The sequence below is a fragment of the Acidiphilium acidophilum genome (assembly GCF_033842475.1).
Classification (GTDB): domain Bacteria; phylum Pseudomonadota; class Alphaproteobacteria; order Acetobacterales; family Acetobacteraceae; genus Acidiphilium; species Acidiphilium acidophilum.
In genome coordinates, this window is sequence record NZ_JAWXYB010000018.1 from 2,243,790 (window position 1) to 2,269,817 (window position 26,028).

The 26,028-nt window shown below is 61.7% G+C and carries 23 protein-coding genes and 2 tRNA genes; 12 read left to right on the forward strand and 13 right to left on the reverse strand.

The window, feature by feature from the left end; translation table 11 throughout:
• Positions 1-131: 131 nt before the first annotated feature.
• Positions 132-2,933 carry a MobF family relaxase gene (gene mobF, locus SIL87_RS13265; protein WP_319614643.1) on the reverse strand — a complete coding sequence of 934 codons (2,802 nt, stop codon included), beginning with the start codon at positions 2,931-2,933 and terminating at the stop codon, positions 132-134.
• Between mobF and SIL87_RS13270 the strand changes: the two genes are divergently transcribed.
• From SIL87_RS13270 to SIL87_RS13295, 6 genes are all read left to right on the forward strand, one after another.
• Positions 2,920-3,345, forward strand: coding sequence for a hypothetical protein (locus SIL87_RS13270; RefSeq protein ID WP_319614644.1), 426 nt, complete (start codon positions 2,920-2,922; stop codon positions 3,343-3,345). The genes mobF and SIL87_RS13270 overlap by 14 nt on opposite strands.
• Positions 3,346-3,404: 59 nt before the next feature.
• Positions 3,405-4,052, forward strand: a complete 648-nt coding sequence (locus SIL87_RS13275) for a Flp family type IVb pilin (RefSeq protein WP_319614645.1) — start codon at positions 3,405-3,407, stop codon at positions 4,050-4,052.
• 400 nt (positions 4,053-4,452) lie between these two features.
• The gene (locus tag SIL87_RS13280) at positions 4,453-5,634 is read left to right on the forward strand and encodes an IS256 family transposase (protein ID WP_319612316.1); all 1,182 of its coding nucleotides are present in this window, start codon (positions 4,453-4,455) and stop codon (positions 5,632-5,634) included.
• Positions 5,635-5,986: 352 nt separating this feature from the next.
• Positions 5,987-6,307, forward strand: a complete 321-nt coding sequence (locus SIL87_RS13285; RefSeq protein ID WP_319614646.1) for a hypothetical protein — start codon at positions 5,987-5,989, stop codon at positions 6,305-6,307.
• Positions 6,304-7,023 (forward strand): hypothetical protein, encoded by a 720-nt coding sequence (locus tag SIL87_RS13290; RefSeq protein WP_319614647.1) that lies wholly within the window; start codon positions 6,304-6,306, stop codon positions 7,021-7,023. Before SIL87_RS13285 ends, SIL87_RS13290 begins: the two co-directional genes overlap by 4 nt.
• Positions 7,020-7,589 carry a hypothetical protein gene (locus SIL87_RS13295; RefSeq protein WP_319614648.1) on the forward strand — a complete coding sequence of 190 codons (570 nt, stop codon included), beginning with the start codon at positions 7,020-7,022 and terminating at the stop codon, positions 7,587-7,589. Before SIL87_RS13290 ends, SIL87_RS13295 begins: the two co-directional genes overlap by 4 nt.
• A gap of 18 nt (positions 7,590-7,607) precedes the next feature.
• Here the strand turns inward: SIL87_RS13295 and tnpC are convergent, their stop codons facing one another.
• The 4 genes from tnpC to SIL87_RS13315 all read right to left on the reverse strand — a co-directional run bounded on the left by tnpC (position 7,608) and on the right by SIL87_RS13315 (position 12,650).
• Positions 7,608-8,660 carry an IS66 family transposase gene (tnpC, locus tag SIL87_RS13300; RefSeq protein WP_319613188.1) on the reverse strand — a complete coding sequence of 351 codons (1,053 nt, stop codon included), beginning with the start codon at positions 8,658-8,660 and terminating at the stop codon, positions 7,608-7,610.
• A gap of 865 nt (positions 8,661-9,525) precedes the next feature.
• A complete protein-coding gene (locus SIL87_RS13305) occupies positions 9,526-11,409 on the reverse strand; it encodes a hypothetical protein (protein ID WP_319614649.1) in 1,884 nt (627 codons plus the stop codon).
• A 33-nt stretch (positions 11,410-11,442) separates the two neighbouring features.
• Positions 11,443-12,000, reverse strand: a complete 558-nt coding sequence (locus tag SIL87_RS13310; RefSeq protein WP_319614650.1) for a hypothetical protein — start codon at positions 11,998-12,000, stop codon at positions 11,443-11,445.
• Positions 11,997-12,650: a helix-turn-helix transcriptional regulator gene (locus tag SIL87_RS13315; RefSeq protein ID WP_319614651.1), complete on the reverse strand. Its 654-nt coding sequence runs from the start codon at positions 12,648-12,650 to the stop codon at positions 11,997-11,999. The genes SIL87_RS13310 and SIL87_RS13315 overlap by 4 nt, the downstream gene beginning before the upstream one ends.
• Positions 12,651-13,187: 537 nt before the next feature.
• On the opposite strand from SIL87_RS13315, the gene SIL87_RS13320 reads away from it, so the two are divergent.
• Positions 13,188-13,263: transfer RNA gene (locus SIL87_RS13320), tRNA-Ser, on the forward strand.
• 103 nt (positions 13,264-13,366) lie between these two features.
• Here the strand turns inward: SIL87_RS13320 and SIL87_RS13325 are convergent.
• The 3 genes from SIL87_RS13325 to ppsR all read right to left on the reverse strand — a co-directional run bounded on the left by SIL87_RS13325 (position 13,367) and on the right by ppsR (position 17,864).
• On the reverse strand, positions 13,367-14,071 hold the full coding sequence (locus tag SIL87_RS13325) for a hypothetical protein (protein WP_319614652.1): 705 nt from the start codon (positions 14,069-14,071) through the stop codon (positions 13,367-13,369).
• A 166-nt stretch (positions 14,072-14,237) separates the two neighbouring features.
• The gene (locus tag SIL87_RS13330; RefSeq protein ID WP_319614653.1) at positions 14,238-16,439 is read right to left on the reverse strand and encodes a GAF domain-containing protein; all 2,202 of its coding nucleotides are present in this window, start codon (positions 16,437-16,439) and stop codon (positions 14,238-14,240) included.
• A gap of 114 nt (positions 16,440-16,553) precedes the next feature.
• The gene (gene ppsR / locus SIL87_RS13335; protein ID WP_319614654.1) at positions 16,554-17,864 is read right to left on the reverse strand and encodes a transcriptional regulator PpsR; all 1,311 of its coding nucleotides are present in this window, start codon (positions 17,862-17,864) and stop codon (positions 16,554-16,556) included.
• A gap of 83 nt (positions 17,865-17,947) precedes the next feature.
• On the opposite strand from ppsR, the gene SIL87_RS13340 reads away from it, so the two are divergent.
• Positions 17,948-18,475 (forward strand): biliverdin-producing heme oxygenase, encoded by a 528-nt coding sequence (locus tag SIL87_RS13340; RefSeq protein ID WP_319614655.1) that lies wholly within the window; start codon positions 17,948-17,950, stop codon positions 18,473-18,475.
• A 12-nt stretch (positions 18,476-18,487) separates the two neighbouring features.
• Here SIL87_RS13340 and SIL87_RS13345 read toward each other — a convergent pair whose 3' ends face one another.
• Entirely contained in the window at positions 18,488-19,669 is a 1,182-nt protein-coding gene (locus SIL87_RS13345) for an IS256 family transposase (RefSeq protein WP_319612316.1), read from the reverse strand.
• 143 nt (positions 19,670-19,812) lie between these two features.
• Between SIL87_RS13345 and SIL87_RS20165 the strand changes: the two genes are divergently transcribed.
• Entirely contained in the window at positions 19,813-20,037 is a 225-nt protein-coding gene (locus SIL87_RS20165) for a biliverdin-producing heme oxygenase (protein ID WP_405055272.1), read from the forward strand.
• Between the two features lie 21 nt (positions 20,038-20,058).
• Here the strand turns inward: SIL87_RS20165 and SIL87_RS13350 are convergent, their stop codons facing one another.
• On the reverse strand, positions 20,059-21,378 hold the full coding sequence (locus tag SIL87_RS13350) for an ammonium transporter (protein WP_319614656.1): 1,320 nt from the start codon (positions 21,376-21,378) through the stop codon (positions 20,059-20,061).
• 104 nt (positions 21,379-21,482) lie between these two features.
• Positions 21,483-22,148, reverse strand: a complete 666-nt coding sequence (locus SIL87_RS13355; RefSeq protein ID WP_319614657.1) for a class II aldolase/adducin family protein — start codon at positions 22,146-22,148, stop codon at positions 21,483-21,485.
• Positions 22,149-22,457: 309 nt separating this feature from the next.
• Here SIL87_RS13355 and SIL87_RS13360 point away from each other — a divergent pair, with 309 nt between their 5' ends.
• The gene (locus SIL87_RS13360; protein WP_319614658.1) at positions 22,458-22,943 is read left to right on the forward strand and encodes an OmpA family protein; all 486 of its coding nucleotides are present in this window, start codon (positions 22,458-22,460) and stop codon (positions 22,941-22,943) included.
• 255 nt (positions 22,944-23,198) lie between these two features.
• Here the strand turns inward: SIL87_RS13360 and SIL87_RS13365 are convergent.
• Both SIL87_RS13365 and SIL87_RS13370 read right to left on the reverse strand, forming a co-directional pair.
• Positions 23,199-23,275, reverse strand: a tRNA-Arg gene (locus tag SIL87_RS13365).
• Positions 23,276-23,308: 33 nt separating this feature from the next.
• Positions 23,309-24,025, reverse strand: a complete 717-nt coding sequence (locus tag SIL87_RS13370; RefSeq protein ID WP_319614659.1) for a response regulator transcription factor — start codon at positions 24,023-24,025, stop codon at positions 23,309-23,311.
• Between the two features lie 409 nt (positions 24,026-24,434).
• Between SIL87_RS13370 and ribA the strand changes: the two genes are divergently transcribed.
• Together ribA and SIL87_RS13380 are read left to right on the forward strand one after the other, a co-directional pair.
• Positions 24,435-25,523 (forward strand): GTP cyclohydrolase II, encoded by a 1,089-nt coding sequence (gene ribA / locus SIL87_RS13375; RefSeq protein ID WP_319615981.1) that lies wholly within the window; start codon positions 24,435-24,437, stop codon positions 25,521-25,523.
• Positions 25,516-26,019, forward strand: a complete 504-nt coding sequence (locus SIL87_RS13380; RefSeq protein ID WP_405055236.1) for a L,D-transpeptidase family protein — start codon at positions 25,516-25,518, stop codon at positions 26,017-26,019. The genes ribA and SIL87_RS13380 overlap by 8 nt, the downstream gene beginning before the upstream one ends.
• Positions 26,020-26,028 lie beyond the last annotated feature (9 nt).

Here is a 26,028-nt window from a genome sequence, read left to right on the forward strand (position 1 = left end):
CGGGGCTTCGATGATCACACTCGTGATGTGAAGTCCGACCCGATTCTCCGCCCGCCCGCCCGCCCGGCGGCGGCGGCGGCGGCGGCGGCTGTGGCTCCTTTCTTCCTTGCCGCGTCCCGACGGACGCGGCATCACCGAAGGCGCACCCGCGCTCGGTCCCGATCGACCCCGCCGACCACCACCGGCGCTACCACCGGCTCGGCCAGCTTCTCCGCCGCCGCCTGGCGCAATTCCGTCAGCCTTTCCCGATCGACCTCGCCCGGCCCGTCAGTCGCCCCGAGCGCCGTTTTTCTTTCGGCCCACCCCGCCCACGACTTTGAAAGTCTGTTGATATTATCAGTAATGATCGAAAGCTGATACCGCTCGCGGCTGCACGCGACGTATGCGCTCTCTGCCGTTGCGACTCTCGATGATTCCCCGGCGACGATCACGCTGTCGACCGTTCTTCCCTGGCTCAAATGCGTCGTCAGCGCCCAGCCTCGGTCGACTGCCACCCCTTTCCGCCGATCGATCGTCGTCAGTCGCCCGTCATCCAACCGCACCGCCGCCGTTCCCTTCGCCTTGTCAACCTCCTCGACCACCCCCCCGGCCCCGTTGGTAATTCTTTCGTTCCCCCGCCCGATTGGCTCCCTGAACACCACCCGATCGCCTCCCGCGAGCGTCATGGCCCGCCGCGTATACACTCGCGCGCCCGCCACCGGCTTCCATCGTTTCTCGGCCCCAGCATCATCAACAAGTATAACCTCGCCGCCAGCAACGTCACGGACAGTGTAATCCACAAGCTGCTTGTTCTCATAAAGTCGCACGATCATCCCGGATTTATACGTGACCGCCCGCGATAGTGCTTCTTTCGTCGCATCGACTTTATCAAGCGCGATGATCTCGATTTCGTCGCCGCTGATCTCACGTTGTAGTTTTAGACCAGCACGGATGAGGTCGTTGACTTGCTGGCGGACCGCATTTGTGCCGCTGAGTACAAGGGTCGATGCGCGATCTTCTGGGTTTTTACTAAGATATGCTTGCGCTGTAGCGGCGGCAATGGCCGCGCGACGCTCCATGGTGGTCGGAAGTGGCTTGCCGTCGGCCCCGCGTTGCGCGGTCGGAACTGCGACTTCAGACATAAATGGGCGGGCGGCGATTACGGCCTCGGCTGCCCGGCCAGACGCGAACGCGCTGGCGATCTTCAAGAGATTAGGGTCTTTTTGTCGTTGAATCTCGCTGATCCGTGCGGTTTGGAGGGAGCCAGACTCAATCATCTGACCGAAAGGTGACCCGGCCGCGACGCTTGCAAGCTGGCGCGGGTCGCCAACGAAAATCGCTCGATCGCCCGCCGATTCGATCTGTGCGATCAGACGTTCCATGTCTGATGATCCGACCATGCCAGACTCGTCGATCAGGATGAGGCGGCCCCCGCCCGGTGGCGGTTTTGCGAGGAAACTTGCGATGGTCGTGCTGTCGCAGCCCGCCGACCTCAACTCGCGCGCGGCGCTGGTCGATGGCGCGAGTCCGATGATTTCGAACCCGCCGGCGCGGGCCGCTTGAACGAGGGCGTTCATCGCGGTGGTTTTCCCCGCGCCCGCCGCGCCAACAATTCCGATATACCGATCACTTGTGGTGAGCGCGAGGCTGATCGCGGAACGCTGGCCCTGCCCATACTGCCACCCCTGGTCGACCTCACGCGCGGCGATGAATCGGGCGGCTTCGTCGGCCTCGGTAATCGGCGCAATCTGCTCGCGTCCGGCACGCGCGGCGGCCAGGATCAGTGACTCTCTATATAAGGAGTCCTCCGTGGCCAGCCGCCCGCCGCCCGCATCGATCAACCCGGCTTCACCTGCCGCGATCGCCTGGTCGATCTCGTCGATCATCGCCGCGCCGATGCCGAACGTGAGCGCTTCGAGCCGGACCGAGTCTCTCGGAAAGACGCTTGCCCGCTCGCTCAAATGCCGCGCCGCCGATCGAACTGCCTCGCCCGCCTTCGATTCCGGGGCTGGCATGGTCCCGCGTTTGATGGCTGCTCGCGCCGCAAACGTCAGCCCCAGCCCCAGCGCCGCCGACCGCTCGCGCCATTCTTGCTGCTGATCTTGTTGGGCCAGGCCGGATTTCCCTTGTCGCGTTTTCAGATTCGCGGCGGTTCGCTGGGCAGCGGTGCTGTCGTCGCGGTCGAGGCCGGCATCTTCGAGCGCTTCGTCGATTTGGACCTTGCGCTGGCTAAAATGCTCGATCGCATCTGCCGGGATACCAGCGATCTCGAAACCGTCCCCCGTTGGCTCGATCCCGTACCCGAGCCTGACCAGTGACCTTGCCAGCGCACTTTTATATATACTGTCCGCCAGCCTCATCCGAACAGCTTGCTCACCCCAGTCCAGATCGACTGCGCGTAATCCATCCGGCCCCCGTGTCGCATTTATGATAATACAATGTGAGTGTAGCTGCGGGTCAGCCCGGCCATCAACTGATCGCGCATCTTCGTGTCTGAAAATGGCAGCCGCAATACCGCCACCCGATCGCGTTTTTACTCCATTTTTACCGAACCGCGACTTTGCGACTTCCCGCTCGACGAATTTTAATGCCTCTTTTACTGCTGCATCATGCGCGATTGCGATGCGCTCGTCGCCACCGATGAGGCACATCATTGAGACTGACTTCGGCGCGCTCAGGGTGACGTCATGGCCCGCGCGGCGATCTGACCTTGTTTTACCGAGATCCTCAGCGCCGATTCGCCCCTCTAGCGCCGCGAGGAAATCTTGATCTTCGACCGCGCCGACCAGACCGCTTTCGGCTGCCAGCCCGCCGATCCACTGCGACGGTGCGCCACTATTATAGTAACCATGTTTTGCCTCGGGCCTGGGCTTTTTATGTTTACAATAGCGAACGATTTTCTTTGCGTCTTTGGCTGATAGCGGTTTTGTCGACAACATTTTGATGATCTCCATCAGGCCGGCACCGCGCCGGCCTGCTGAAAATCACATCATCTTTGTGAAATCAGCCCGCCTTTTCCCCGCCGCCGCCCGCCACGATTTCACATGCCTGCTGTCTCCATTAGCCCGGCATCCCGTCGAGGCGGAAGGAGAACAGCAAATGACTATCGAATCATCAACAAGTAGACGAGCGATCAGCCGCAATACAACAAAGGCGGTCGATCATGTGGAAGCGCAACATTATCTGATCAATAGCGTAATGGCGCTGGGGACCGGGCTGATATTCAGCTATATCCCGGCGCATCTTCATGGTGTGACTTACCATCTCGATGATCGCGCGGCGGCGATGGCGTTTAGCGGGCTGGCGGTTGTGTTCGGGATCATGGGGCTGGCGAAGGCGCGGCGGGCCAGGCTGGCGGGGAGATAAAGGCGGGCGGATTTCACAAAATTGGTGTGATCGACAGAAGCCCGTCGAGGTCGGCGGGCATGGAGGGTAAGATGAGATTGATAAGAGCTAAAAAGGGTGTGACCGGAATCGAGTATGGGATGTTGCTCGCGCTGATCGGCGCGGTGATCCTCGTGCCGGTCATATCAACCGGTGCGAGTTTGCAACAAATATTTTGCAATATGGGTGGGGCAATAGGGGGCGCGGCGTGCCCAGATGCAAGTGCCGCCCCGCCGGCTACGCTGCCGATTACGTTCCCGCAGACGAGCGTCGCAAATATCGGTCCCAGCGATCAACTATTTGCGACATCAACCGGCAGTCTCGACGGCGTTATTATCAGTCCGGCGGCAGCATCTATTTATCCGATCGGCCCTTTCGGCACGTCGTATAGTTCGACCGGCAACGAATCTATTGCGACGTTCGGTAATGGAACAGGATCGCCCTGGGGCGCGATTGTTGACAATGCGCCGGCGCTCGATGCACTCAAAAGTGCGTGCAGCGCTGGCGTCGTCCCGGCGACGTCCGTTCATCAGGTACCCGCCGGGCCGCCGGGCGGGGTGGCGATTGTTACGTCGATTGGCGACACGCCGACGAATGAGCTTGATTCGCTACAGTATGGTACAGCGACCGCAGGCTCAAATTTTTCATCGAGCGATTCAGTCGTGACGTGCGCCGCACCGGCAGGCTGATCCCGGCTCCGCACCAAAAAGGCCGGGTCGCCCCCGGCCTTTTTTTTTGAGCCCAACTTTCAATCACGAGATAATCGCAACATCATCGCAAGCTGATCGCGAGATCATGACAAGATGATCGCGAGATCATCGCAAGGTCATCGCAAGATAATCGCGAGATCGACCGGCGCAGCGCCAGACCAACCTTCATCGCCGGAGGCGCAAGCCAATCTTCCTTCAGCCGTAGGCCCCGCCCGACCTTTAGTCCGGACACGGATGCGTTTGTGTGGAGGTGGTGTAACCTGACGTCTGGAAATTCATTTTGGGTTGGGAGTTGGTGCCCTTGCCGGGGCATGCCCCGGCAAGGGCTGTTCATTCTGGTATTCCATGCAGTTGTTCACACCAACATGGAGACCGATGAATGGACGCCAAAAAGGATACGATTATCGAGGCACTTTTGGAACATCTGATCGAAAACGGCGCAGGCGATATCGCCACGGTATTTGCCAGGACCTTCGAACTCGCCATGCAGATCGAGCGCGAACGCTTCCTCCACGCCAGTCACTACGAGCGCAACCCCGATCGTCAGGGTTACGCCAATGGCTACAAGCCCAAGCGGATCGATACCCCGGCCGGGTCGATCACCGTCGATGTCCCCAAAACCGCCGGTCACGTGGGCGAACCCTTCTACCCACAGTCCCTCGAACGCGGCCGACGCTCGGTCCGCGCCGTCATGGTCGCCGTCGCCGAAATGTACATCAAAGGCGTCTCCACCCGCGACGTCGAGGCCGTCATGCGCGAATTCGGCATCGAAAGCCTCTCCTCCGCTCAGGTCAGCCGCGCCAGCAAGCTGCTCGATGACGAACTCGCCGCCTGGCGCACCCGACCCCTCGCCGAGATCCGCTACCTCATCCTCGACGCCAGATATGAAAAAATGCGCGATAATGGCGTCGTCCGCGATGCCGCCGTGCTCTCGGCCATCGGCATCGGACCCGATGAACGCCGCCGTGTCCTCGGCGTCTCGGTCGCCCTTTCCGAGGCCGAAGTCCATTGGCGTGCCTTCCTCGAAAGCCTCCATCAGCGTGGCCTGCGAGGCGTCGAATTCATCGTCTCCGATGACCATGCCGGATTGCACGCCGCACGCCGCGCCGTCTTCGGCGCCGCACACTGGCAACGATGCCAGTTCCACCTCGCCCAAAACGCCATCCACCACGCCCCCAACCACGCCATCCGCAAACGCATCGGCGCAGAACTCCGGACCGTCTGGAACGCAAATTCCCTCGCCGCTGCCCAGATCGCTCTCACAACCCTCGTCAATGCCTATCGCGACACCGCACCAAAGCTCGCCGATTGGCTCGAACGAAATATCCCCGAAGGCCTCACCGTCTTCACACTGCCAGAACCCCACCAGCGCCGGCTTCGCACTTCCAACCCCATGGAACGCGGCATCCAGCAGGAACTCAAACGCCGCACCACCAAAATCAGGGTCTTCCCCAACGAAGCCTCCCTCGAACGCCTCGTCAGCGCCGTCCTCGTCGAAATCGATGAAAAATGGGCCGCCGACACCAAGGGCTACATCAAGTGGGACTACCAGGATGCCTGACCCCCGCTCGCCCTATTTTCCAGACATCAGGTTGCTCAATCTGTGTGGATTATCAATAGTACATCCCGCAGGGATGTACGTCTCTATGAATCAATACGAGATGAGCCGTTTTTTATCACAGGTGATCCCCATGACGACCGGTGGTCATCGAATACGGGCGGGGTCAGGCTGTAATCGGGGGATTTCGAGTTGATGTTGGTGGGTAGACGGTCGAAATCGAGGTGATGGACGGCGTAAACCGGTGAAGATGACCGATCTGTAGCCGCATCTGGGTCGGCGTAGGGCGAAAAACGGCGAACCACTTCACATCAACCCTGTGATGAGCATCCCCCGGCCAGACAGGAGATGTACCATGGCAATTGAGGAGCTACGCGGCCCACCACCCGAACCCGATATCCGCGCGGTCGTAATCAGACACTATCACGACATCAGGGCCGCGCGCGCCGGAGGGTGGAGATGGTCGGCAATCGGGATCGTCATCGGGTTGCCCGGTGAGGCAATCCGGCGGGCGTTTGAGCGAGTTGATCGCCGGATTGTCGCCGGCCTGCTGACCCCCCCTGCTGCACCACCACCATCGGCGGGGCTGAAGGTTGCCAGGCCCGCCGCGCTGGCCGCCGCCGCCCGCCCGTTCGGGTCCAATTTTGAAGATCTTACTCAGGGAACAAATTCATGAAGAAACTCCTACTGGTTCATGGCGATAAAGGCGGGGTCGGCAAATCGACACTTGCCTCAGCCTTGATCGACCTCGCGCTGGCCGGCGGTCCAATATGCGTGGTTGAAGGAGACATAAAAGTTGCCGATGTCGCCCGCCGCTTCAGTGGCATTCCGGACGTGCTTGGCTTGGTGATCGATCTCGCGCGACCGGACGGTTCAGAAGATGCGATTATCGGGCTCTTCGAAAAGATCGAAGCGGCGGGTGCGCCAGAGATGATCGTCGTCAATCTTCCTGCGGGCGCGTCAAGTACGATCGACGCTCAAGCTCAAATCCTTCATGCCGCGTCGCGCGAAATCGGATACGAAATCAGGGTGGCCTGGATGATTGGGGCGGGCGCGGACTCGGCGCGGCTGGCCGGTGAATCGGCGATATGCCGCGTAGCCGACAAGAAGATCGCAGTGTTCAATGCTGCTCTCGGCGAAATTGCAAAATCGGTCTGGATGAATCATCCGGCGCGCGACGCATGGCTATCAAGCGGCGGCCTGGAAACAATCATGCCGGCGCTCGCAAGTCGCGTGATGACCGAGGTACGAGACCGGCCCGGTCGATACACTGATCTCATCGCGCCAACATCGGGACTGTCTGTTATTTCGAGGCAGATAATCAAAAATTGGATGTCGGCAATCGCCGCCGGCCCCGGCGGGCTGATGTTCCATGATGGAGATGAAAAATGATCACACCCCCGCGCTATCCAATAACCGAGCCGATCCCACCAGATCATATATACGAAGATGGTCAAGACGAACTTCTCGAAGACCACCCCGACCTCTTAAAGATCGCGAATCGGTACGGCATCAAAGACGATGATCCCGTCTGGCTTCTCGTGCAGGCCGTCGCGGACGCGGAACGCGCCGCCTCGGGCGCTACCGGGGCGATCATCGCCCTCGAAGCCGCCCGCCAATTGCTCGACTCGATGCCAGCCCGGATCGAAGAATCCGCCGCGTCCGCCGCCGCGCGCCTTGAGGGCGATCTATCGACATGGGGAACGACCGCCGCCGCGATAGTATCCGCCCGCCTAAAATCCATGCTCATCGACCTGATGCCCGAGGTCGAGCGTCACTCGAAAGCCTCGATGAACGCGCTATCAACAATAGTCGATACACTCTCACTCGATATAACCTCAATCGAAGCAAAGATGAGGGCCGCATTTGCGAGCGCGCAAAGTCGATACCGCGATGATCTCGCGGATACCGCCCGCACTTTAATACAAGCTGAACTGGTGAAGACAACAAGGCGGTAACCGTTCACACCCCCCGGGTCAGACCGCTACCTGGGCAGGGATTGTGGGCAGCAGATTGTTAGCTCGTGCGGCGGTGATGAGGGCGCAGGCATAGGCCCATGGATCAGTGCCACGCTTGCGGCAGGTGTCAATGACGCTGAGCGCGGCGGCATAGAACCGGCTCCCTTCATCGGATCGCGTGCCAAAGCTGATGCGCCTCGAGATCACCGCGTGGCGGAGCGCACGTTCGGCATCATTGTTGGTGGGCGGTAAATCCCGATCGGCGACGAAGGCGACCACTGCGTCCCAGTCATTGAGGATTTCACCTGCCAGCCCGCGAACTTTCGCATCGATCTCATGGCGATTGCATTGACAGTTCCATTTGATGCTCGCGGTCAGGCGCTTGATGGCGGCGGGGTCGTCGCCGTCATGCACGCGCTCGATCAGGCGGCGCAGATCGCGGACCAGATCGCTGCCGAAGCCTGATCCCGCGCCGTAATGCCCCTCTGCCAGCGCGCGGGCCTTACGGATCAGGTGCGCCAGACATCTCTGGCGGCGTGGATGATCGCGATAGGCACCGTAACCGTCGGTGACGAGCCAACCCAGAAAGGCCTCGCCGATCAGCGCGGCCAATTCGCAGTGCTTGCGGCTGCCGATCCGATAGACGATCGTGGTTGCCGTCACCGCAACCCAGAGCCACAGCAGACTTGCCTTTTGATACCACGGGGTTTCGTCGAGATGGACGATGTCAGCCGCACGCACATCTTCGATCAATTGCTCGACCACGGGTTCGCTCGCCAGACCGAATTCGTGAATGCAGCGTTCGATGGTGGCAATCCCGAGCTCAACGCCCAGCCAGTCAGCCAGGAATTCAGCGATCTTGACGCGCGAGAGGCGGAAACGCAGCGACAGCGCCGCGATGAAGGTGGCGAGCATCGGGCCAACCAGGCAGCGCTCGCTCATCAGCAGGTCGCGCCGGCGCCCCTCGACATGTGAGCACAGTCCGGTTGCGGGGCGTGCGATGGTCTCGTGGCCACAGTCGCAGCGTATCGCCAGATAGCAATGTTTCGTGGCTGCGACATGAAGGCTCATGTCGCCGCGGGTGAGTTCAAAGCTCAGATGAGCGCTGACTTGGCGGCTTTGCGAGACGGTGGAAGATCCGAAAACTGCACGGCATGCGTCGCACGCTGTCGGCGCATGCAGGAGTTCACCGCTGACTATAATCGGCAACCGGCGCCAAAACCCTTTCGTCCCTGGCCGTTTGCCGGCCGGCTTGGGTCCAGGGTTGCCGGCGGAAGCGTTGCCGCCCGGCGCGGAACCACCACCCCCATCGGTTTTGTCGTCCCGGTCGGAGCGCTCAGAACTTTGCCCGCTCTTGGTGTTACGCCGGTAGGGATTGTCGCTGGAAGGCGGACGGGAACTGGTTGTTGAATCCTCGCCGGCATGGTTTGCCAGCGCTCGCGCCAATTCATGTAAATCCCAGGTCAGTTCTTCAAGCTCGACGCGCGACATCGCAGATAAATCAGTACGTTTAATGTCTTTCAGGCCGGGGATTCTCTGACGGGGCATCAGAATCGTAGAGTCCGGTTCGGGTGGAAAAGCAAGCCCAGCCTTTCGACATTTTACCGGCCGTTGGCTAACGCTTCATTCGAGGCAAGAAAGGGGGGGTGTGAATGGTTACACAAGGCGCGAGCATCGCAAGTCGTTGTTGCACAATGCAATCGCGTTGACAATCGCGGCGGGGCTCGGGGCGGGGCTGTTCTTTGGGTTTATGGTATACAATGGCCAATACTCGCCGCTCCCAGTATATCGGATCAACAGCGATACTTATGACGTGCTGTCGAGCCGGGACTTTGGGCTCAGTATACAGAAGTGCGGCGGGCAGCCGTGCGTTTTGATAAAGGCGGCCAGGAGGTAAGACACCTGGCCCGCCCTGGGGGCGGGCCAGGTGGCGGGATCAGAATGGCGGATCTTCTTCGACGATATCGTCCTCGGCCTCGGCCTCGGCTTCTTGAACCCCGCCGGCCTTTACCTGTTTCATGACGATTTCGGTTGGAATCCATACCCCGGCCCACAAAGAACCCGCCCCCAGCCGCACCCTGACGGTGCTCGGTTTAGCGGCGGGCGATTCGGAAAGCACACTCGTCAGACCAGCGATGCCGAGCCTTGCCCCCAGAGCCCGGACCCCGCCATGCTTTGTACTCGCGACGAACATCCAGATCTGGCCCGTCGACGACAGTTTCGCAGTGATCCCGCTCATTCTGAGCGCGGTCCCGATCGCCCCGCCCGATCCCCGCCCCTTCTGCCCCAGCCCCGTCTTGATCGCTTCGACTAGCGCATCCCCGACCTGTATTTTAACCCCTCGATCAAGTTCAAGCGGCGAAGCCAACAGTTTAGCAAGCGCGACGACGTGCGCCACTGACGTCTCGACTTCCGGGTTGCAGTAACACTCGTTGACTGCTTTGATAATACCAGCGATGTACTGATCATCAAGAGACAAATCGAGACCGGCAGCAAGTGCAGCAATAGGCGCACCAAAAGTCTGTCGCACACGAATATCATTATGGTCAATGCGATCGACTACAAGTTTGAAATACTCGCAAAATTGCGAATAGCGAGACCACATTCGACGATAGACACGTGGCCCGAGGTCATCTGGCAATATAGGTGGGCCGTTTCCGACTCGCGGGAATTCCCGCAAGTTAAGGTTCAGCACTCTATTCGCGTCTGCTTCGTCATCATCAAGTCGAACAGTAGACGCATACATGCATGCAGCAACGAGTGACCTGCTGATTGATTTGCCACTGGTTGACCCCTTGAGGTCACCATATATCCGCGTACCCGTGTGATTACTATACGCCGACTTTAGATGTTGTCGAATATCAGTCAAGACGCGGTTTATTCTCGCGGTTTCATCAGGACTTGTGCCTTCGGTTGGCTGCGTTTCATCAATAAAAACAGTCATTGCATCTTGATTAAGCTCCTGCTGGACCCCAGCAACTGTTGTTGATTTGCCGGCCAGTACTTGAAATGACCACCCTTCACAGAACGATTTTGCGAGCGACATAAGTGTAGACTTGCCGCTCATCGACTTCCCAGTCAATGAAACCCCTGGTCGCACCGGCGCCGCACCTACAAACGGCTGACTTAACAACCAGCCGCCAAATATTGCATAATCCACGTGATTGCGCCAACGCCAAGTATCAATTGCTTCGATAAGCATCTTTACTTCATCATAACTCGCTTCTACGTCTGTCCAGATTCCGTGACTAGTCAATGGATACATGTGACGACCATAAAGTCGTTTTACTTGTGACACATTCCCGTCTTTATCGATACGATGAATTTCCGGCCCGCCGTTGACAATCAAACCGCCTTCACCGTCAGACCAGACGCCAGCCCCGCGAAGCATCGAGTCGAGCGAGTAACGACCTTTACTATGACACTCCGTGATCACTTTATCTCGCGCGCAACTTAATACGAATTGATCCGCGTACTCAGCATCTTTATTCTTCGATTCTTTTACAACGCAAACTCGTTCTACAAGAATCTCATCGCAGTATTCCGGCCCGAAGTTACTATAGTAGTGTACTTCCTTGTCAAGCATTGTTGCACTCATCGATACCGCGTCCTGGTGATAATTGGACCAGATCCAGTATCGCGGTCCGCCATCGGTCATTTCGATCCCGAGCGGAATAAATCCTTGGTTTTCTTCAAGAAATTTCCGCCGCTCTGCTTTGAGTCGAGCCTTCTCTTCCGCCTCGATCTTAGTACGAGTCTCGGAATCCTCCGTGCTCGCCTTGACATCGTCATCGACTTTGTCTATCTTCATCATACCCATATTACTTCTCCGTGACTACGCTCGCGTTGCTGTTCAGAGCAACGCGAGCTGGGTTACTGTTGTTACGTGGCGGTTTTTCTTGATCGATGAAGTATTGCGCCACGCCCGTGTAATAGGCAGATCGATGCCGCAAGCTGAAAACAGCGGCAGCGCAATACTCTTAATCAGCGTTGGCAATAAATCGCGCATTTTATCGCGTATATAGTATATCTGTCGCCGTGTAAGGCCGACCTTTTCTGCTATTTTTGCGAACGGGATCGTTTGTACTATAAGCGCGACGGCACGTTTACTTGCGAGTGACTTGAAGTGCGGAAGTAGAGCGGGCAGTAGCGCTGAAAGCTGATCGCGATATTTTGCAAAGATGTCAGGTTTTTCAGGCGTATACTCAATATCGTCAGGTGATGGCAGCATATCATCGTGGTCGTTAAGTAGTGCGTGATGAATACTGCCGTCATAGCGAATAGAGCCAGCGCGTGACTTGCGATACTCATCATGGCGGACCGCTTTTAGTGCGCGGGCACCATGCTTTGCATAGTGAGGATCGTTTTCTGCGAGCCATTTCAGGGTAGCAGCTTCGAGATCGGGCCTCATGACCGGCCCCCTTTTTGGCAAATCCTGGGGCGGCCACGGGGCCGGGGAGCAGGCTCACGGTATAATGGCGCGCGAGCTTCGAACGCTTCGACGTCGACCAAGCGCCACCGGGGTCCGCGCGCGCCCGAAAGCCGGATCGCCGGCGGCAAATCGGCTCCTTTCGATAAGCAGTTCTTGATTGTTTGACATGCAACGCTCCACCGCGCCGCCAGATCTGCGATAGTAAGAAGTAACGGCGGCGGTGGTTCTCCGCCGCCGCCGTCGTCGCCGGAAGACGCTTTTTTCCCGCCGCCGCCCGCACTCCCGACCCGGTGACTCGCCCGCCGCCCACCCCGGCCCGCCGCCTGAATTTCAACGACGGCGGATGCGGGACGCGCCATTTTTTCGGCGGGCCGCGAGCGTGCAAGCCGCCAGCGGCGGCGTCGCTCTTCGTGGTCAATGTGCTTCGATACAGCGATCTCGTGATGCCATAACGATCTCGATTCATTATCGAAGTATTTACTTACATCGCTCTCGCGATACCGACGCGACCGGCGCGGGTATGATTCAACTTCGAACTCTGGCTCAACTTCGATCTCGATGAAATCCGAAGAATTACCAAAATTCTGCTGAAGGTATTCGTTTTCCAAGGCGTTTTCTGCGTTTTCCATAGCGACACCAAAACCAATGTTTCGATCGCAATATGGAGACTCATTTTGTCGCGGTCAAGTCATCTTTTTCGGCGCATTTCACATCTGACAGTGCATAACGAGATCGACGAAATGGTATCCGAGTCGCTTTCGATACGAGCCGCAAGAAAGAAAGGTTATTGTTCGATGAGTAGGATTAATATCGAGTCACGTAAGGGAAATCGCGTCGTGTATCGTCCCGTTTTGAACGTGTCGCGCGTGTTTTACAGCAAAGAAGATGCTGAGGCCTGGATAGTAGAGGCTCAAGATTTACTTAAACGCGTATATTTTGCTGGCCCTGCTTTACCAGAATCCTCCCCGCTCGGCGGACGGCGGCAGGTCGGCCCCAGCGGATCACGTTTGCGTGATACTGGTAAACGCCGTTCCGGATAGCGAACGAAAGGTAGGAATCTTGCGCTCCAATTGCGCTCCAATTATCCCCCGAAAATCGGTATCCGGCGGTATCGAGAGGTATCCGCCGGTATCATAAGCACTTGATATCGTGGTACTATTTCTAAAGGATGTAGATATAGAGTCGCGTGAGATCGCCCTCCGAAGGCAAAGGTCGCGCGTTCGAATCGCGCCGGGTCCGCCAATTTTTATCCATTAGTTCTGGGCTGGATAGGCGGTGGTCACCTTGCGTGGTGATTTTGCGCGGTATTTTGTTGCTATATCGTAACAAAATAGGCGTGAGTGGGCTATTTCGGGTGGACGATGAAAAAATCGGGTGGGGTGAACCAGGGGTTATGGGTTTGGGCGCGGGGGCTGAAGGTCTGGTCGAGGAGGGATTGGATGGCATCCAGCGTGGGGGCGCGGAGTGGCGGGTCGGGTGGTTTGGGATTGGGCGCGCGGGGTTTGGACGGGCGGGGTTTGGTGGATGGGGTGCGCAGGAGGGGGTGGGGTTTGGTTTGGGTGGGGTTTTGCGGATGGGGTGGGGGGATCATGCGGTAGATCAAGGTGAGGTCGATGCCGAGGAGGTGGCAGAGAGGGCGGAGGATGCGGCCGATGCGGGGGTCGCTCGTGATGAGGGATTCGGTTTCGGGCTCGCAGAGGAACTGGCGGAGGGTTTGGGCGTGGGTGTTGGCTTCCGGGATCGGTTGGGCGATCCAGCCGAAGCGGCGCGGTAAAACCGGGGGTGGCTTGGGGGTGGATTTGCGCGGGGCGCGCTGATGGGGGCCGGGCGCGGGGATGCGGCGGGGCTTGGTGCGCTCGGCTTCGATGCGGGCGAGGAGGTCGCGCAGGCGGGTGGTGAGGCGGGAGAGGCGACCGTAGAGCATCAGGCCGAGCGGGGCGGGCAGACGTGCGGGACGGCCCTGCACCTTCACGCTGGCGGCGGCGATGGTCTGCTTCAGGCGATCTATGAAGCCCGCGAAACGGGTGAAGAGGGGTGAGGCCGCGTTCATGCCGACGTTAGAGCATGAGGGGTGGGGGGTGGGAAAGGGTTAGTTTGGTGACGGGCGGGGGTGGGGTGGGGGAAAAGTAAGGAAGGAAAAAAGAAAGCGCTTCTTTTTTGGAAAAAAGAAGCAAAAAACTTTTGTTAGTTTAGGGAAGGCAAAATGAAAGGGCTGCTCAGGGAGGGGTTTGGGAGAACAGGTTGCGGAGGACCTCGGTCGTGCGGGTTACGGAGTCGCGGACACTCTCCAGCATGACCGACATGCGGGCGGAATCGGCGCGGTCGGTGATTTCGAGGGCGGCGAGCTGGGCGTTTTCGAACATCGATTTGAGCAGGGTCTGGAACATCAGATCGTTGCTCGACGCGATCAGACCGCTGGCCCGCCGGTTGTTTTCCATGATGCCGTCCTGAAAGACCAGCCTCGCCGTATCCGCCGCTTTCTGTTCCGTCAGGTCCGAAACCATCAGCACATACCCCAGCACCCGGTCGGCGGCGGCGAAGATCGGGTCGGCGCGGATCAGCAGCGGCACCGACCGCTCGCCGTCGCGCCTCATCGTGACCTCGCCGCGCCAGCTGAGATGATGCGCCTGCAACGCCTGCAGACGATCCGCCACCGGCGCCGGATGGGCGAACAGATCCGGCAACTGCGCCAGGGTTTCCAGCTTCTGGTTGTGGCCCGCGATCAGCCGGGAGAACGCCTCGTTGACCAGCAGGATCTGGCCCGCGACATCCGCGATGATCACCGGCTGGCTCGACCGCACGACATCGCGCCGCACCACTTCGAGCTGGTCATGGGCGATCAGCATCCGCACCGAACGCGATTGCAGGATCACGTCCGAAACCATCGCGCCGATCAGCCTTGCCGCTGCAATGTCGGCCTTGCTCCACGGTGCGGATTGCCGGCGCATCACCTCGTGCCACTTGGCGAAGGACCGCCGGGGCGACAGATCCGCCGGATCGTCGCCCACCGCGACCGGCTTGGTGGGATCGCCGCCCCAGGTGACGGTGCGGACCTGCTCGGGCCGCATCCAGAACAGATAGGCGCCCGGCGATTCCGCCAGCGATACCGCGAGCACCCCGCTCGCCGAGGCAACGATGCTCTCGAACGCGCCGCGCTGCCGGCTGAGCGAGGCGGTGACGGTCAGCCCCTCCTCGCCCCGCTCGTCGAGCCAGTGGGCGATGGCGCGGATGTCGTGGGTGGAGGGGACATCGCCCGCGACGGTCACTTCATCGTCGATCACCAGCGCGGCACCGCTCGCGCGCACCGGGGCGAGGAGCAACTGGGCATTGTCGAACAAAGCGACCTTCCAGTTGCCCTCGCGCGAGAGAACCTCGAACATGCGATGCTCCAGCCGCCGCGCCGACAGCTCGGCCTGGGCTTCGGCGAAATTCTCCAGCGCGGTGATGCGGGTGGCCAGAGCCTCGGAGAGAAACTCGCAGGCGCAGCGGGTCATCGCCGGGACGAAATAGGGTTGGTAATGGTGGCAGGAAATCAGCCCCCATAACTGGCCGCCGACCATGATCGAGACCACGAGGGTGGCCCGCACCTCCATGTTGTGCAGATACTGGATATGAAGCGGCGACGGGCTGCGCAGGCCGCACAGCGACATGTCGAGTTCGGCACCGGTGAGCGGGGAGAGGTTCGGGGTGAGCGGCACCGGCTGGAACCCGACATCGACCAGCAGGCGGATGCGGTTGCGCTCATAGAGGCGGCGGGCGATCTGCGGGATGTCGCTCGCGGGATAGCGATTGCCGAGATAGGGTTCGAGTCCCGGCTCGCGCTGCTCGGCGAAGACCTCGCCGTGGCCTTCATCGTCGAACCGGTAGATCATCACGCGGTCATAGCCGGTGATGGTCCTGACGCTGCGGGCGACCTCGTCGCACAGGGCATTGAGCGAGGTGGCACCGAGAACCGACTGGAGCGCCGCCTCGATCGCCGGGCCGAGATCGGCCTTGGGGGCACCGACCGTGGGGGATTCGGCCGTGGGGGTACCGGCCTGAACATCGGCTGGTTCCAGTTCGATCAGCAAGCCGCCGCCGGGGGGGCGGTGGATCAGGGCGGTCATCGGGCGCGGGGGCGATCCGGCTTCGCATCGCACCGCGACGGGGCGGATGTGGAGGGCTTCGCTGCTTTCGCGGGCGATCGCGCTGGCGAGGGTGCCGGGGATATCGGTGAGGCCGAGACCCGTCAGATCGCCGGTCAGGCCGAGAAATCCGGCGGCGTTTTCGCTGTGCTGGACGATGACGCGGGAGGGTTCGCGGCAGAGCAGCAGGGCGCCGTGGGGCTGGATCGATCCGGCGAACTGGATCTGTTCACGCTCGCAATTCGAGAGATCGGCGGTTCCGAACCGGGGTGCCGATGCGATTTGCGATGCCATGCCCAGACGCTCCCCAAACCGGTGGTTGACGGCTCCGGTCGATTCCCTGATCGGATCAGATGGTCTTGATCGAACCGAATGACCGGTCGGGTTAATTGTTGGTGTCGCCCGGCCTCATTCCAACCCGTACCGGTTCATTTTCAGATAAAGACTCTGGCGGCTGAGGCCGATCAGCGCGGCGGCGGCCTTGCGGTTGCCCGCGACCTGCGCCAGCGCGGTGGTGATGAAATGACGTTCGACCACCGCGACCGTTTCATCGACCGCTTCGTGGATCGTGGTGGCGCCGATATCCCATGACAGGGATTGCAGGGCGCGGGCGAGCGGGCCGGGTGCGCTGGTGCTGTCGGCCGGGCGGGACTCGCGGCTGATATCGCGGATCAGCAGGCCGATCATGCCGCCCGCGGCGCTGGCGGAAAGTTCGACCATGTGTTCCGCGCCGAATTCGCCTCGCAGCACGACCGGCAGGCGGATCAGGGTGCCGTGATTGCGGATCAGGTCGAGGATGATCGCGGTATCGGCGGTGCCGCGCTTCAGCCAGCGGTCCAGCGGTTGGGCGAGGACGACGGACTCGCTGCCTGCCTCGACCAGTTCGAGGAAGGCGAGATTGGCCTGCTCGATGATGCCCTCGCTATCCATCACCACGAACGCGTCGGGCAGGCGGGCGATCAGGGTCGGGTGGATCGCGCGGTTTGCCGGCGTGTCGCTGAGGTTGTCGGGGTGGCTGAGGTGCAGGAGCAGCGACGGGGCGGGGCCGGTTTCGATCAGCGAGATGCGGACGATCCAGGAAATCCGGTCCGGCCCGATCGCGGCGATCACGCCGGGGGCCTGACCGTCGTTGCGGACCTGGCGCAGGGTGGCGGCGAAGGAGCGCCGCCGGGGCTCGGTCAGCAGATCGAGAAAGCGCCCGATGCAGGCGGCACCGAGAGCCTGCCGCGCGGCCGGGTTGGCGCGCAGGATGACCGAGGTTTCAGGGTCGAGCAGCAGCATCGGGTCCGCCGCGGCGTTGAACACCAGATCGTCGCGGGGTTCGCTTTCGCGCAGCCGCCAATGGTTGCTCTCCATCGTGCGGCGGCTTTCGATCAGCCGTGCCTCGACATCGGCGACGACGTTGAAGCGCCGGCCGATCGCGATGAGGCCGCCGTCATCACCGAGGCTGACGGTGGTGTATTCGAGCGGGATTTCCGCGCCGCCCGGGAACATCTGGTTGACCGGGGCGAAACTCGAAACGCCGCTGGCCAGAGCTTCATCGACCAGGCGGCGGATGGTTTCGACCCCCGCCGCCGTGACGGTTTCGTGCCAGTGCCGCCCGTGCCAGCCGGGGACGGTTTCGATCCGGTCGTGCTCCATCATCGTCGCCGCCACGATCAGACCCTCGCGGGTGAGACGCAGCGTGACATCGGGGCGGGTGAGGTTGACACTGTTCATGCAACGTTCAATCAGAGTTTGATGGAACATACCCGATCCGGCGCTGGAACACCAATCTCCGTTTCAATATTGTTACGGAATTGATGGCAATGGGGGCTGGCGAGGCCGTGGCGCGGGGGATGACGCCACCGGAGGTTGATCTGGTGGGCGAGTTGGTGAGCGATGTGGCGGGTGATCTGGCGGGCGATCTGGCGGGGCGGTTGCGGCAGGCGACGTGGGATTTGCATCGCGAGGCCGAACGCTCGGGCGTGGTGGCGCTGATGCTCTCCGGCGGGATGGGGCGTGAGGCGTATGGGCTGTTCCTGCGCAATCTGCTGGCCGTGTACGAGGCGCTGGAATCGGGGCTCGACTCGGCTCGGGATCATGCGGCGGTGGGGGCTCTCGCGCGGGAGGAACTTTATCGGGGCGCGGCGTTGCGGGCCGATCTGGCTGCGCTCGGCGGGGCGGATTGGGCCGCGCGGTGGCCGGTTCTGCCGGAGGGGCGGGATTATGCGGCGCGGATTGCGGCGGTGGCGGCTTGTGATCCGCTCCGTCTGCTCGCGCATGCCTATGTGCGGTATCTCGGTGATCTCAATGGCGGGCGATTGAGCAACCTGATGTCTGGAAAATAGGGCGAGCGGGGGTCAGGCATCCTGGTAGTCCCACTTGATGTAGCCCTTGGTGTCGGCGGCCCATTTTTCATCGATTTCGACGAGGACGGCGCTGACGAGGCGTTCGAGGGAGGCTTCGTTGGGGAAGACCCTGATTTTGGTGGTGCGGCGTTTGAGTTCCTGCTGGATGCCGCGTTCCATGGGGTTGGAAGTGCGAAGCCGGCGCTGGTGGGGTTCTGGCAGTGTGAAGACGGTGAGGCCTTCGGGGATATTTCGTTCGAGCCAATCGGCGAGCTTTGGTGCGGTGTCGCGATAGGCATTGACGAGGGTTGTGAGAGCGATCTGGGCAGCGGCGAGGGAATTTGCGTTCCAGACGGTCCGGAGTTCTGCGCCGATGCGTTTGCGGATGGCGTGGTTGGGGGCGTGGTGGATGGCGTTTTGGGCGAGGTGGAACTGGCATCGTTGCCAGTGTGCGGCGCCGAAGACGGCGCGGCGTGCGGCGTGCAATCCGGCATGGTCATCGGAGACGATGAATTCGACGCCTCGCAGGCCACGCTGATGGAGGCTTTCGAGGAAGGCACGCCAATGGACTTCGGCCTCGGAAAGGGCGACCGAGACGCCGAGGACACGGCGGCGTTCATCGGGTCCGATGCCGATGGCCGAGAGCACGGCGGCATCGCGGACGACGCCATTATCGCGCATTTTTTCATATCTGGCGTCGAGGATGAGGTAGCGGATCTCGGCGAGGGGTCGGGTGCGCCAGGCGGCGAGTTCGTCATCGAGCAGCTTGCTGGCGCGGCTGACCTGAGCGGAGGAGAGGCTTTCGATGCCGAATTCGCGCATGACGGCCTCGACGTCGCGGGTGGAGACGCCTTTGATGTACATTTCGGCGACGGCGACCATGACGGCGCGGACCGAGCGTCGGCCGCGTTCGAGGGACTGTGGGTAGAAGGGTTCGCCCACGTGACCGGCGGTTTTGGGGACATCGACGGTGATCGACCCGGCCGGGGTATCGATCCGCTTGGGCTTGTAGCCATTGGCGTAACCCTGACGATCGGGGTTGCGCTCGTAGTGACTGGCGTGGAGGAAGCGTTCGCGCTCGATCTGCATGGCGAGTTCGAAGGTCCTGGCAAATACCGTGGCGATATCGCCTGCGCCGTTTTCGATCAGATGTTCCAAAAGTGCCTCGATAATCGTATCCTTTTTGGCGTCCATTCATCGGTCTCCATGTTGGTGTGAACAACTGCATGGAATACCAGAATGAACAGCCCTTGCCGGGGCATGCCCCGGCAAGGGCACCAACTCCCAACCCAAAATGAATTTCCAGACGTCAGGTTACACCACCTGGCGGGCGGGTTCTGCGGCGGCTGGTCGCACGGGCGCTCGGGCTCGATGGGGCGGGGCTGGCGTTTTATGAGTTCGGCGGCATTGCCGATCCGGCCGCTTTCGCGACCTCCTACCGGCGCGGGTTCGAGACGCTCGATCTGCCGGAGGCGGGCAGCCGCGCGATCATCGAGGAGGCGCGGCAGGCGTTCCGGCATAATATCGCGCTATCGCGGGCGGTGGCCGCGTTCGGAGCGTGAGCGGGGCCGGTTTGAGGGGGCTCAGGCGATCGATTCGCCGTGGAGCACTTCGTCGAGCCCCTGACGTTCCTCATCGCGGGTGACGCGCAGGCCCATGGTGCGGTCGAGCACGAACAGGATCGCGCCGGTCATGGCACCGCTATAGGCGATGGTGGCGCCGACGCCGATCGCCTGGATCAGCAATTGGTGCAGCCCGGCGTGGATTGCGCCGCCCGAGAGCGGTGCGAAGGCGAGCACGCCGATCGAGAGTGTGCCGAGGATGCCGGCGACGCCGTGGACGCCGAAGGCATCGAGCGAGTCATCGTAGCCGAAGCGGGTTTTGGCCATGGTCACCGCGATATAGGACACGATGCCGGCGGCGAGGCCGAGCAGGATGGCGGCGCCGGGCAGGACGAAACCCGCCGCCGGGGTGATGGCGACCAGACCTGCGACGGCGCCGGAAATGGCACCCAGAACCGTGGGTTTGCCCTGAAACAGCCATTCGACCGCCGACCATGACAGGGTGGCGCCGGCTGCCGCCATTTGCGTGACCAGAACCGCCATGCCGGCATTGGGATTGGCCCCCCCTGCCCCGCCGGAGTTGAACCCGAGCCAGCCGACCCAGAGGAGCGAGGCACCCATGACCGCGTAGGACAGGTTCCACGGCATCATGTTGTCCTGACCGAAGCCGAGGCGCCGGCCGAGATAGAGGGCGCAGATCAGCCCGGCGATTCCGGAATTGATCTCGACCACGGTGCCGCCGGCGTAATCGGCGAGGCCGAGCCGGTAGAGCCAGCCCGCCGGGCTCCAGACCCAGTGGGCGACCGGGGCGTAGACCAGGATCGACCAGCAGGCCATCAGCACGAGGAGGGCGGAGAACTTCATCCGCTCGGCGAAGCTGCCGGTGATGACGGCGGGGGTGATGATGGCGAAGGTGAGCTGGAACATGATGAACACGCTTTCGGGCACCCGCAGATGCACCGCATCGCTCAGGCCGGCACCGAGGGTGAACGGGGTGTTCCAGTCATGCGCGAGGTTGGCGAGCAGGGCATCCGACAGGCCGCCGATGAAGGCGTTGCCGTTGGAGAAGGCCAGGCTGTAGCCGATCAGCATCCACAGGACCGTGACCAGCGCGCAGATCACGACGCTCTGCATCATCATGGCGAGGACGTTTTTCTTGCGGACCATGCCGCCATAGAACAGGACGAGGCCGGGGATGGTCATCAACAGGACCAGAACCGAACTGACCAACATCCAGGCAGTATCGCCCGCGCTTAAGCCGGTGTTTGCCGCTTTTGCGGGCAGTGACAAGCCGACAAGCGGGAGCGACAGCGCCCCCGCGACCCAATGATGCCGCGCCATGAAATCCTACTCCCTGTTGATCCGCCCGTTTGCCGGTGCGGTGATCCCGTGTGACGGCGGCGGTTAAGCACGAAACGTGCCAAGGCGGGTTGCCGGGTGTGGGTTCAGGTTGTTGGGGGGTCGCTGCGATGGTGGCCGTAGCCGGCGAATTGGGCGCGGGTGGCTTCGATTTCGGCTTCGGTGAGGATGTGCGGGTTGCCGAGGAGGAGCGCGTGGTAATACTGGCGGGCGAGGGTTTCGAGCTCGACGGCGCGCCACATTGCGGCGTCGATCGTTTCGCCCAGCGCGATCATGCCGTGATTGGCGAGCAGGCAGCCCATGCGGTCCTGCAGGGCGGTGAGGGCGTGGGCGGAGAGTTCGCTCGTGCCGAAAGTGGCGTAGGGGGCGCAGCGGATATCGGTGCCGCCGAAGACCGCGATCATGTAATGGCATGCCTCGATCGGCTTGCGGGCGATCGCCAGCGTGGTCGCGAAGGTAGGGTGGCTGTGGACGACGGCCTGGATGTCGGGGCGGGCGCGCAGGATATCGCGGTGAAAGCGCCATTCGGTCGAGGGTTTTTTCGGGCCGGTCCAGCGCCCGTCATCGGCGTCGAGCGGCATGGCGGCGATCATGTCGGGTTCCAGCGCGTCGTAGAGCGTGGCTGAGGGCGAGATCAGCATGGTGGTGCCGGAGCGGAGGCTGATGTTGCCGGAGGTGCCCTGGTTGATGCCGAGCGCGTTCATCTGGCGGCAGGCGTGGATCAGGGCGGTGCGCAGGGCGGGTTCGTTCATGGTTGGGTACCCTCTTCAGCAGGGGTTGCGGGGCGGCTCGCCGGGGAGCGGGCTATTACGAGGCTCGCTGCGCAGGTTCGCACCGCCACCGTTCGACGCCGACCTCTATGCGGCGATTATTGATGCAGCAGCACAATTTCGTTATCATGACGGCGTGAACGGAGATCCCATAACATTTATCGTCGCAGGTCATGGAGGTCCATTTGGAATTTCGGTCACCCGCACAAAAACTTTATACTCCGGAGGACGTTTCGCTACCATGAGGGAGGCGATCGGTATTTGTAGTATAAGGATTTCACGTAGTAGCGCGTGGAGGCAACCGACATTATGATTTACTCTAAATATTTCATCAAATTTTCGGCCATCATCGTATTTTTTGGGTTACTTTTGTCGTCATTTTCCTTCGCGCAGTCACAATCACCTCCCACAGTTGGATGTGGATGTTCGCCACCAATGCCAAAGAGATTCCTTGTATTTTTTAAGGCTAAGCAGGCTGATTTGAATTCGGGCGCCCTTACAATTATAGGCGAGGCTGCTGACGCGGCACAGCACGAAAAAGGAGCGTTTTTGACGGTTCAGGGTTACACGTCTTCCAAGCATAAGACAAACGCCGACATGTTGCTCTCACGTCGCCGCGCCGATAATGTCGTGGACGTGCTCGTTGCAGACGGCGTGTCAAAGCGCCAGATAACCGTCAAAACAACTGGTGCATTTCCTCTGGTTCGGAATGCACCCAAAGCGCTCATTCGGTATAACCGCCGTGCTCAAATAGTTATATACGCCCCGACTAAGTGACAGGCTGTCTCGAAACGTATGTGACATGATGGGGTGAGGGGCTGGGCGGTCGGGCCAGATCGTGATCGTCAAAGTTGCATTGCTTTGGACAAGACCTCGATATGGACCCTGACGATTTGGCGACAGCATAGCCACAGGAACCTGCGTCATGGAATGACGTGACGGATGCCGAACGAATGATCGTACCGGCGTTTTTGCCGCCACCATGTTCCTGCGGATGAAGCGCAAGTGGTAAATGCAGGATTTTATGCGATCTGGCGTCCCCGGCGGGATTCGAACCCACGGCCCCAGGATTAGGAATCCTGTGCTCTATCCTGCTGAGCTACGGAGACGTGGGCCGATTATAGCGGCACCGGGGCGGCGCGTCACGCTGCGGCTTCGGTGGCTTCCTGGTTCAGGCGATAGCCGCCGCCTTCGGTGATCAGGAGGCGGGCCTGGTTCGGTTCCGGCTCGATTTTCTGGCGCAGGCGGTAGACGTGGGTTTCCAGCGTGTGGGTGGTGACCGCCGCGTTGTAGCCCCAGACTTCGTTGAGCAGGATCTGGCGGCCGACCGATTTGCCCCCGGCGCGGTAGAGGAATTTCAGGATGGCGGCTTCCTTGTCGGTCAGGCGGATGCGGCGGTTCTTGACCGGTTCGTGGAGGAGTTTCATCGCCGGGCGGAAGGTGTAGGGGCCGATCTGGAGCACGGCGTCCTCGCTGCTCTCGAAATTGCGCAGATGGGCGCGCAGGCGGGCGAGCAGTTCGGCAAGGCGGAACGGCTTTGCGATATAGTCGTTGGCACCGGAATCGAGGCCGCGCACCACGTCCTGCTCCTCGGCGGCGCCGGTGAGCATGATGATCGGGATTTTCAGGCCGGCTTCGCGCAGGCGGCCGCAGAAGGCCCGGCCATCGCCATCGGGCAGGCCGACATCGAGGATGATGGCGTCGAAGCGGTTTTCGCCCTTGGCGAGGATCTGCTCGGCTTCGGCGATCGTTCCGGCCTCGACCGGCGCGAACTCGCGATCCGCCCGCAGCTGGTCGGTCAGCGTGGTGCGAAGGGCCAGATCATCGTCAACGATCAGGATCGGATGATGGGTCGTCATTGCGCGGTTCCTTCGAAATGCCGGGTGATCCGGGTTCTGTCATTGTTGCGATAGACGCTAGATGCCGTCGAGGCCACCCCGATTACAGGGCCGGGTGGCCGAATTCGAGGCGCGGAGGGCCGGTTTCGGCGCCCGGGCCTCTCACATGCGTGTGACCGGACGGTTCGATATGATAGGAAAACGCGCGGCGCGGGCTCCGGCACGTCCGCCAGCGTCGGGGCGGCTGTGTCTGCGTCGATTGCGGCCTTGGCGGATCCCGCGGACAGCGCCATATCGATACGACTCCTCGGTACTCCGACCGATATTGGGACCTCACGAACGAATTGCCATGATTTCAGTGCAAACCGATCAATCCGATCTGCCCGCCTCCCCCGGCAACTCCTATTCCGGGGTGGAGACGCACGCGACCATGGGGGTGCCGCGGACCCGGGCGGTGCATCGCGCGGTGGCGGATGCGCGGCGCGGGGTGCCGGTGATCGTGGCGGGGCCGCATCCGCTGATCGTCGGGCCGGCCGAGACGCTGGGCGCGGAGGGGTTGCATCTGATCGATCGGCTGAGCGCGGGGCCGGCCTCGCTGGTGCTGGCGCCGAGCCGGGCGGCTGCCGTGCTGCGCACGCCGATTGCCGATGATGCGCAGGCGGTTGCGCTGGCGCTGAGCCGCCCGCTGATCGACGTGGCGACGCTGCGGCGGGTGGCGGACCCGACGCTGGAACAGATCATGCCGAATTTCACCCGGACCGCGCCACCGGAACAGGCCGGGGCGGCGCTGGCGCTCGGCAAGCTCGCGCGGTTGCTGCCGGCGATGGTGGTGGCCCCGGTGCGGCCGGGATGGGCGTCCCTGCCGCTCGGGGCGGGGCTGCTGGTGGTGCCGGCGGCGGATTTGCTGACCTATCCGACCGAACTCGCGGCGACGCTGCACCGGGTCGCCGAGGTTGCGATCCCGCTCGACGATGCGCCGGATGCGCGGCTGATTGCGTTTCGCGCGCTGGATCAGGGGATCGAGCACATGGCCATACTGGTCGGTGACCCGCTGCGGGAGGCGGCGCCGCTGGTGCGGATTCATTCCGAGTGTTTCACCGGGGATCTGCTCGGCTCGCTGCGGTGCGATTGCGGGCCGCAACTGAAGGGGGCGATCAGGCGGATGGCCGAATCGGGGGCCGGGGCGGTGCTTTATCTGGCGCAGGAGGGGCGCGGCATCGGGCTGATCAACAAGCTGCGCGCCTATACGCTGCAGGATCGCGGGCTCGATACGGTGGATGCCAACCGCGCGCTCGGCTGGCAGGCGGATGAGCGGAATTTCCACATCGCCGCCGCCATGCTGGATGCGCTGGGTTTGAAGCGCATCCGGCTGCTGACCAATAATCCGGAGAAGCTGGCGGGGCTGCTGGCGTGCGGGGTGGATGTGGCGGAGCGGGTGCCGCACATCATGGAGCCGAACGGGGTCAATGACGGGTATCTGGCGACCAAGGCGCGCCGCTTCGGCCATCTGCTTGGTTGAGCCGCAGCGCATCGCCACGTTGCGCGAGGGCGCGCTGTGGTTCGACGGGCGGCGGTTTCCCGCTGCCATCGGCGCGCATGGCGTGGTGGCGCACAAGGAGGAAGGCGATAGCGGGACGCCGTCGGCGCTGATGGCGCTGCGCCGGGTGCTGTATCGGGCCGACCGGATCGCGCCGCCGCGCGCCGCCGTTGCGATCGAGCCGATCGCGCCGGATGACGGGTGGTGCGACGACCCTGCCCATGCCGACTACAACCGGATGATCCGCCTGCCCCACCCCGGGCGGCACGAGGCGTTGTGGCGCGGCGATGGGTTGTATGACGTGATCGGGGTGCTCGGCTGGAACGATGATCCGGTCCGGCGCGGTCGGGGTTCGGCGATTTTTCTGCATGTCGCGCGGGCGGATTTCCGGCCGACCGAGGGTTGCATCGCGCTGGCCGCCGCCGACCTGCTCGGCGTGCTCGCCCAGGGGCTGGGCGGGATCGACACGCGCGGCTGAGGAGGCCGC

Coding starts and splice junctions, on each gene's coding strand:
- mobF (WP_319614643.1), bottom strand. CDS start 2,933: ATGGAGATCATCAAAATGTTGTCGACAAAACCGCTATCAGCCAAAGAC.
- SIL87_RS13275 (WP_319614645.1), top strand. CDS start 3,405: ATGGAGGGTAAGATGAGATTGATAAGAGCTAAAAAGGGTGTGACCGGA.
- SIL87_RS13280 (WP_319612316.1), top strand. CDS start 4,453: ATGGACGCCAAAAAGGATACGATTATCGAGGCACTTTTGGAACATCTG.
- SIL87_RS13285 (WP_319614646.1), top strand. CDS start 5,987: ATGGCAATTGAGGAGCTACGCGGCCCACCACCCGAACCCGATATCCGC.
- SIL87_RS13290 (WP_319614647.1), top strand. CDS start 6,304: ATGAAGAAACTCCTACTGGTTCATGGCGATAAAGGCGGGGTCGGCAAA.
- SIL87_RS13295 (WP_319614648.1), top strand. CDS start 7,020: ATGATCACACCCCCGCGCTATCCAATAACCGAGCCGATCCCACCAGAT.
- tnpC (WP_319613188.1), bottom strand. CDS start 8,660: ATGAGCCTTCATGTCGCAGCCACGAAACATTGCTATCTGGCGATACGC.
- SIL87_RS13305 (WP_319614649.1), bottom strand. CDS start 11,409: ATGGGTATGATGAAGATAGACAAAGTCGATGACGATGTCAAGGCGAGC.
- SIL87_RS13310 (WP_319614650.1), bottom strand. CDS start 12,000: ATGAGGCCCGATCTCGAAGCTGCTACCCTGAAATGGCTCGCAGAAAAC.
- SIL87_RS13315 (WP_319614651.1), bottom strand. CDS start 12,650: ATGGAAAACGCAGAAAACGCCTTGGAAAACGAATACCTTCAGCAGAAT.
- SIL87_RS13325 (WP_319614652.1), bottom strand. CDS start 14,071: ATGAACGCGGCCTCACCCCTCTTCACCCGTTTCGCGGGCTTCATAGAT.
- SIL87_RS13330 (WP_319614653.1), bottom strand. CDS start 16,439: ATGGCATCGCAAATCGCATCGGCACCCCGGTTCGGAACCGCCGATCTC.
- ppsR (WP_319614654.1), bottom strand. CDS start 17,864: ATGAACAGTGTCAACCTCACCCGCCCCGATGTCACGCTGCGTCTCACC.
- SIL87_RS13340 (WP_319614655.1), top strand. CDS start 17,948: ATGGCAATGGGGGCTGGCGAGGCCGTGGCGCGGGGGATGACGCCACCG.
- SIL87_RS13345 (WP_319612316.1), bottom strand. CDS start 19,669: ATGGACGCCAAAAAGGATACGATTATCGAGGCACTTTTGGAACATCTG.
- SIL87_RS13350 (WP_319614656.1), bottom strand. CDS start 21,378: ATGGCGCGGCATCATTGGGTCGCGGGGGCGCTGTCGCTCCCGCTTGTC.
- SIL87_RS13355 (WP_319614657.1), bottom strand. CDS start 22,148: ATGAACGAACCCGCCCTGCGCACCGCCCTGATCCACGCCTGCCGCCAG.
- SIL87_RS13370 (WP_319614659.1), bottom strand. CDS start 24,025: ATGACGACCCATCATCCGATCCTGATCGTTGACGATGATCTGGCCCTT.
- ribA (WP_319615981.1), top strand. CDS start 24,435: ATGGGGGTGCCGCGGACCCGGGCGGTGCATCGCGCGGTGGCGGATGCG.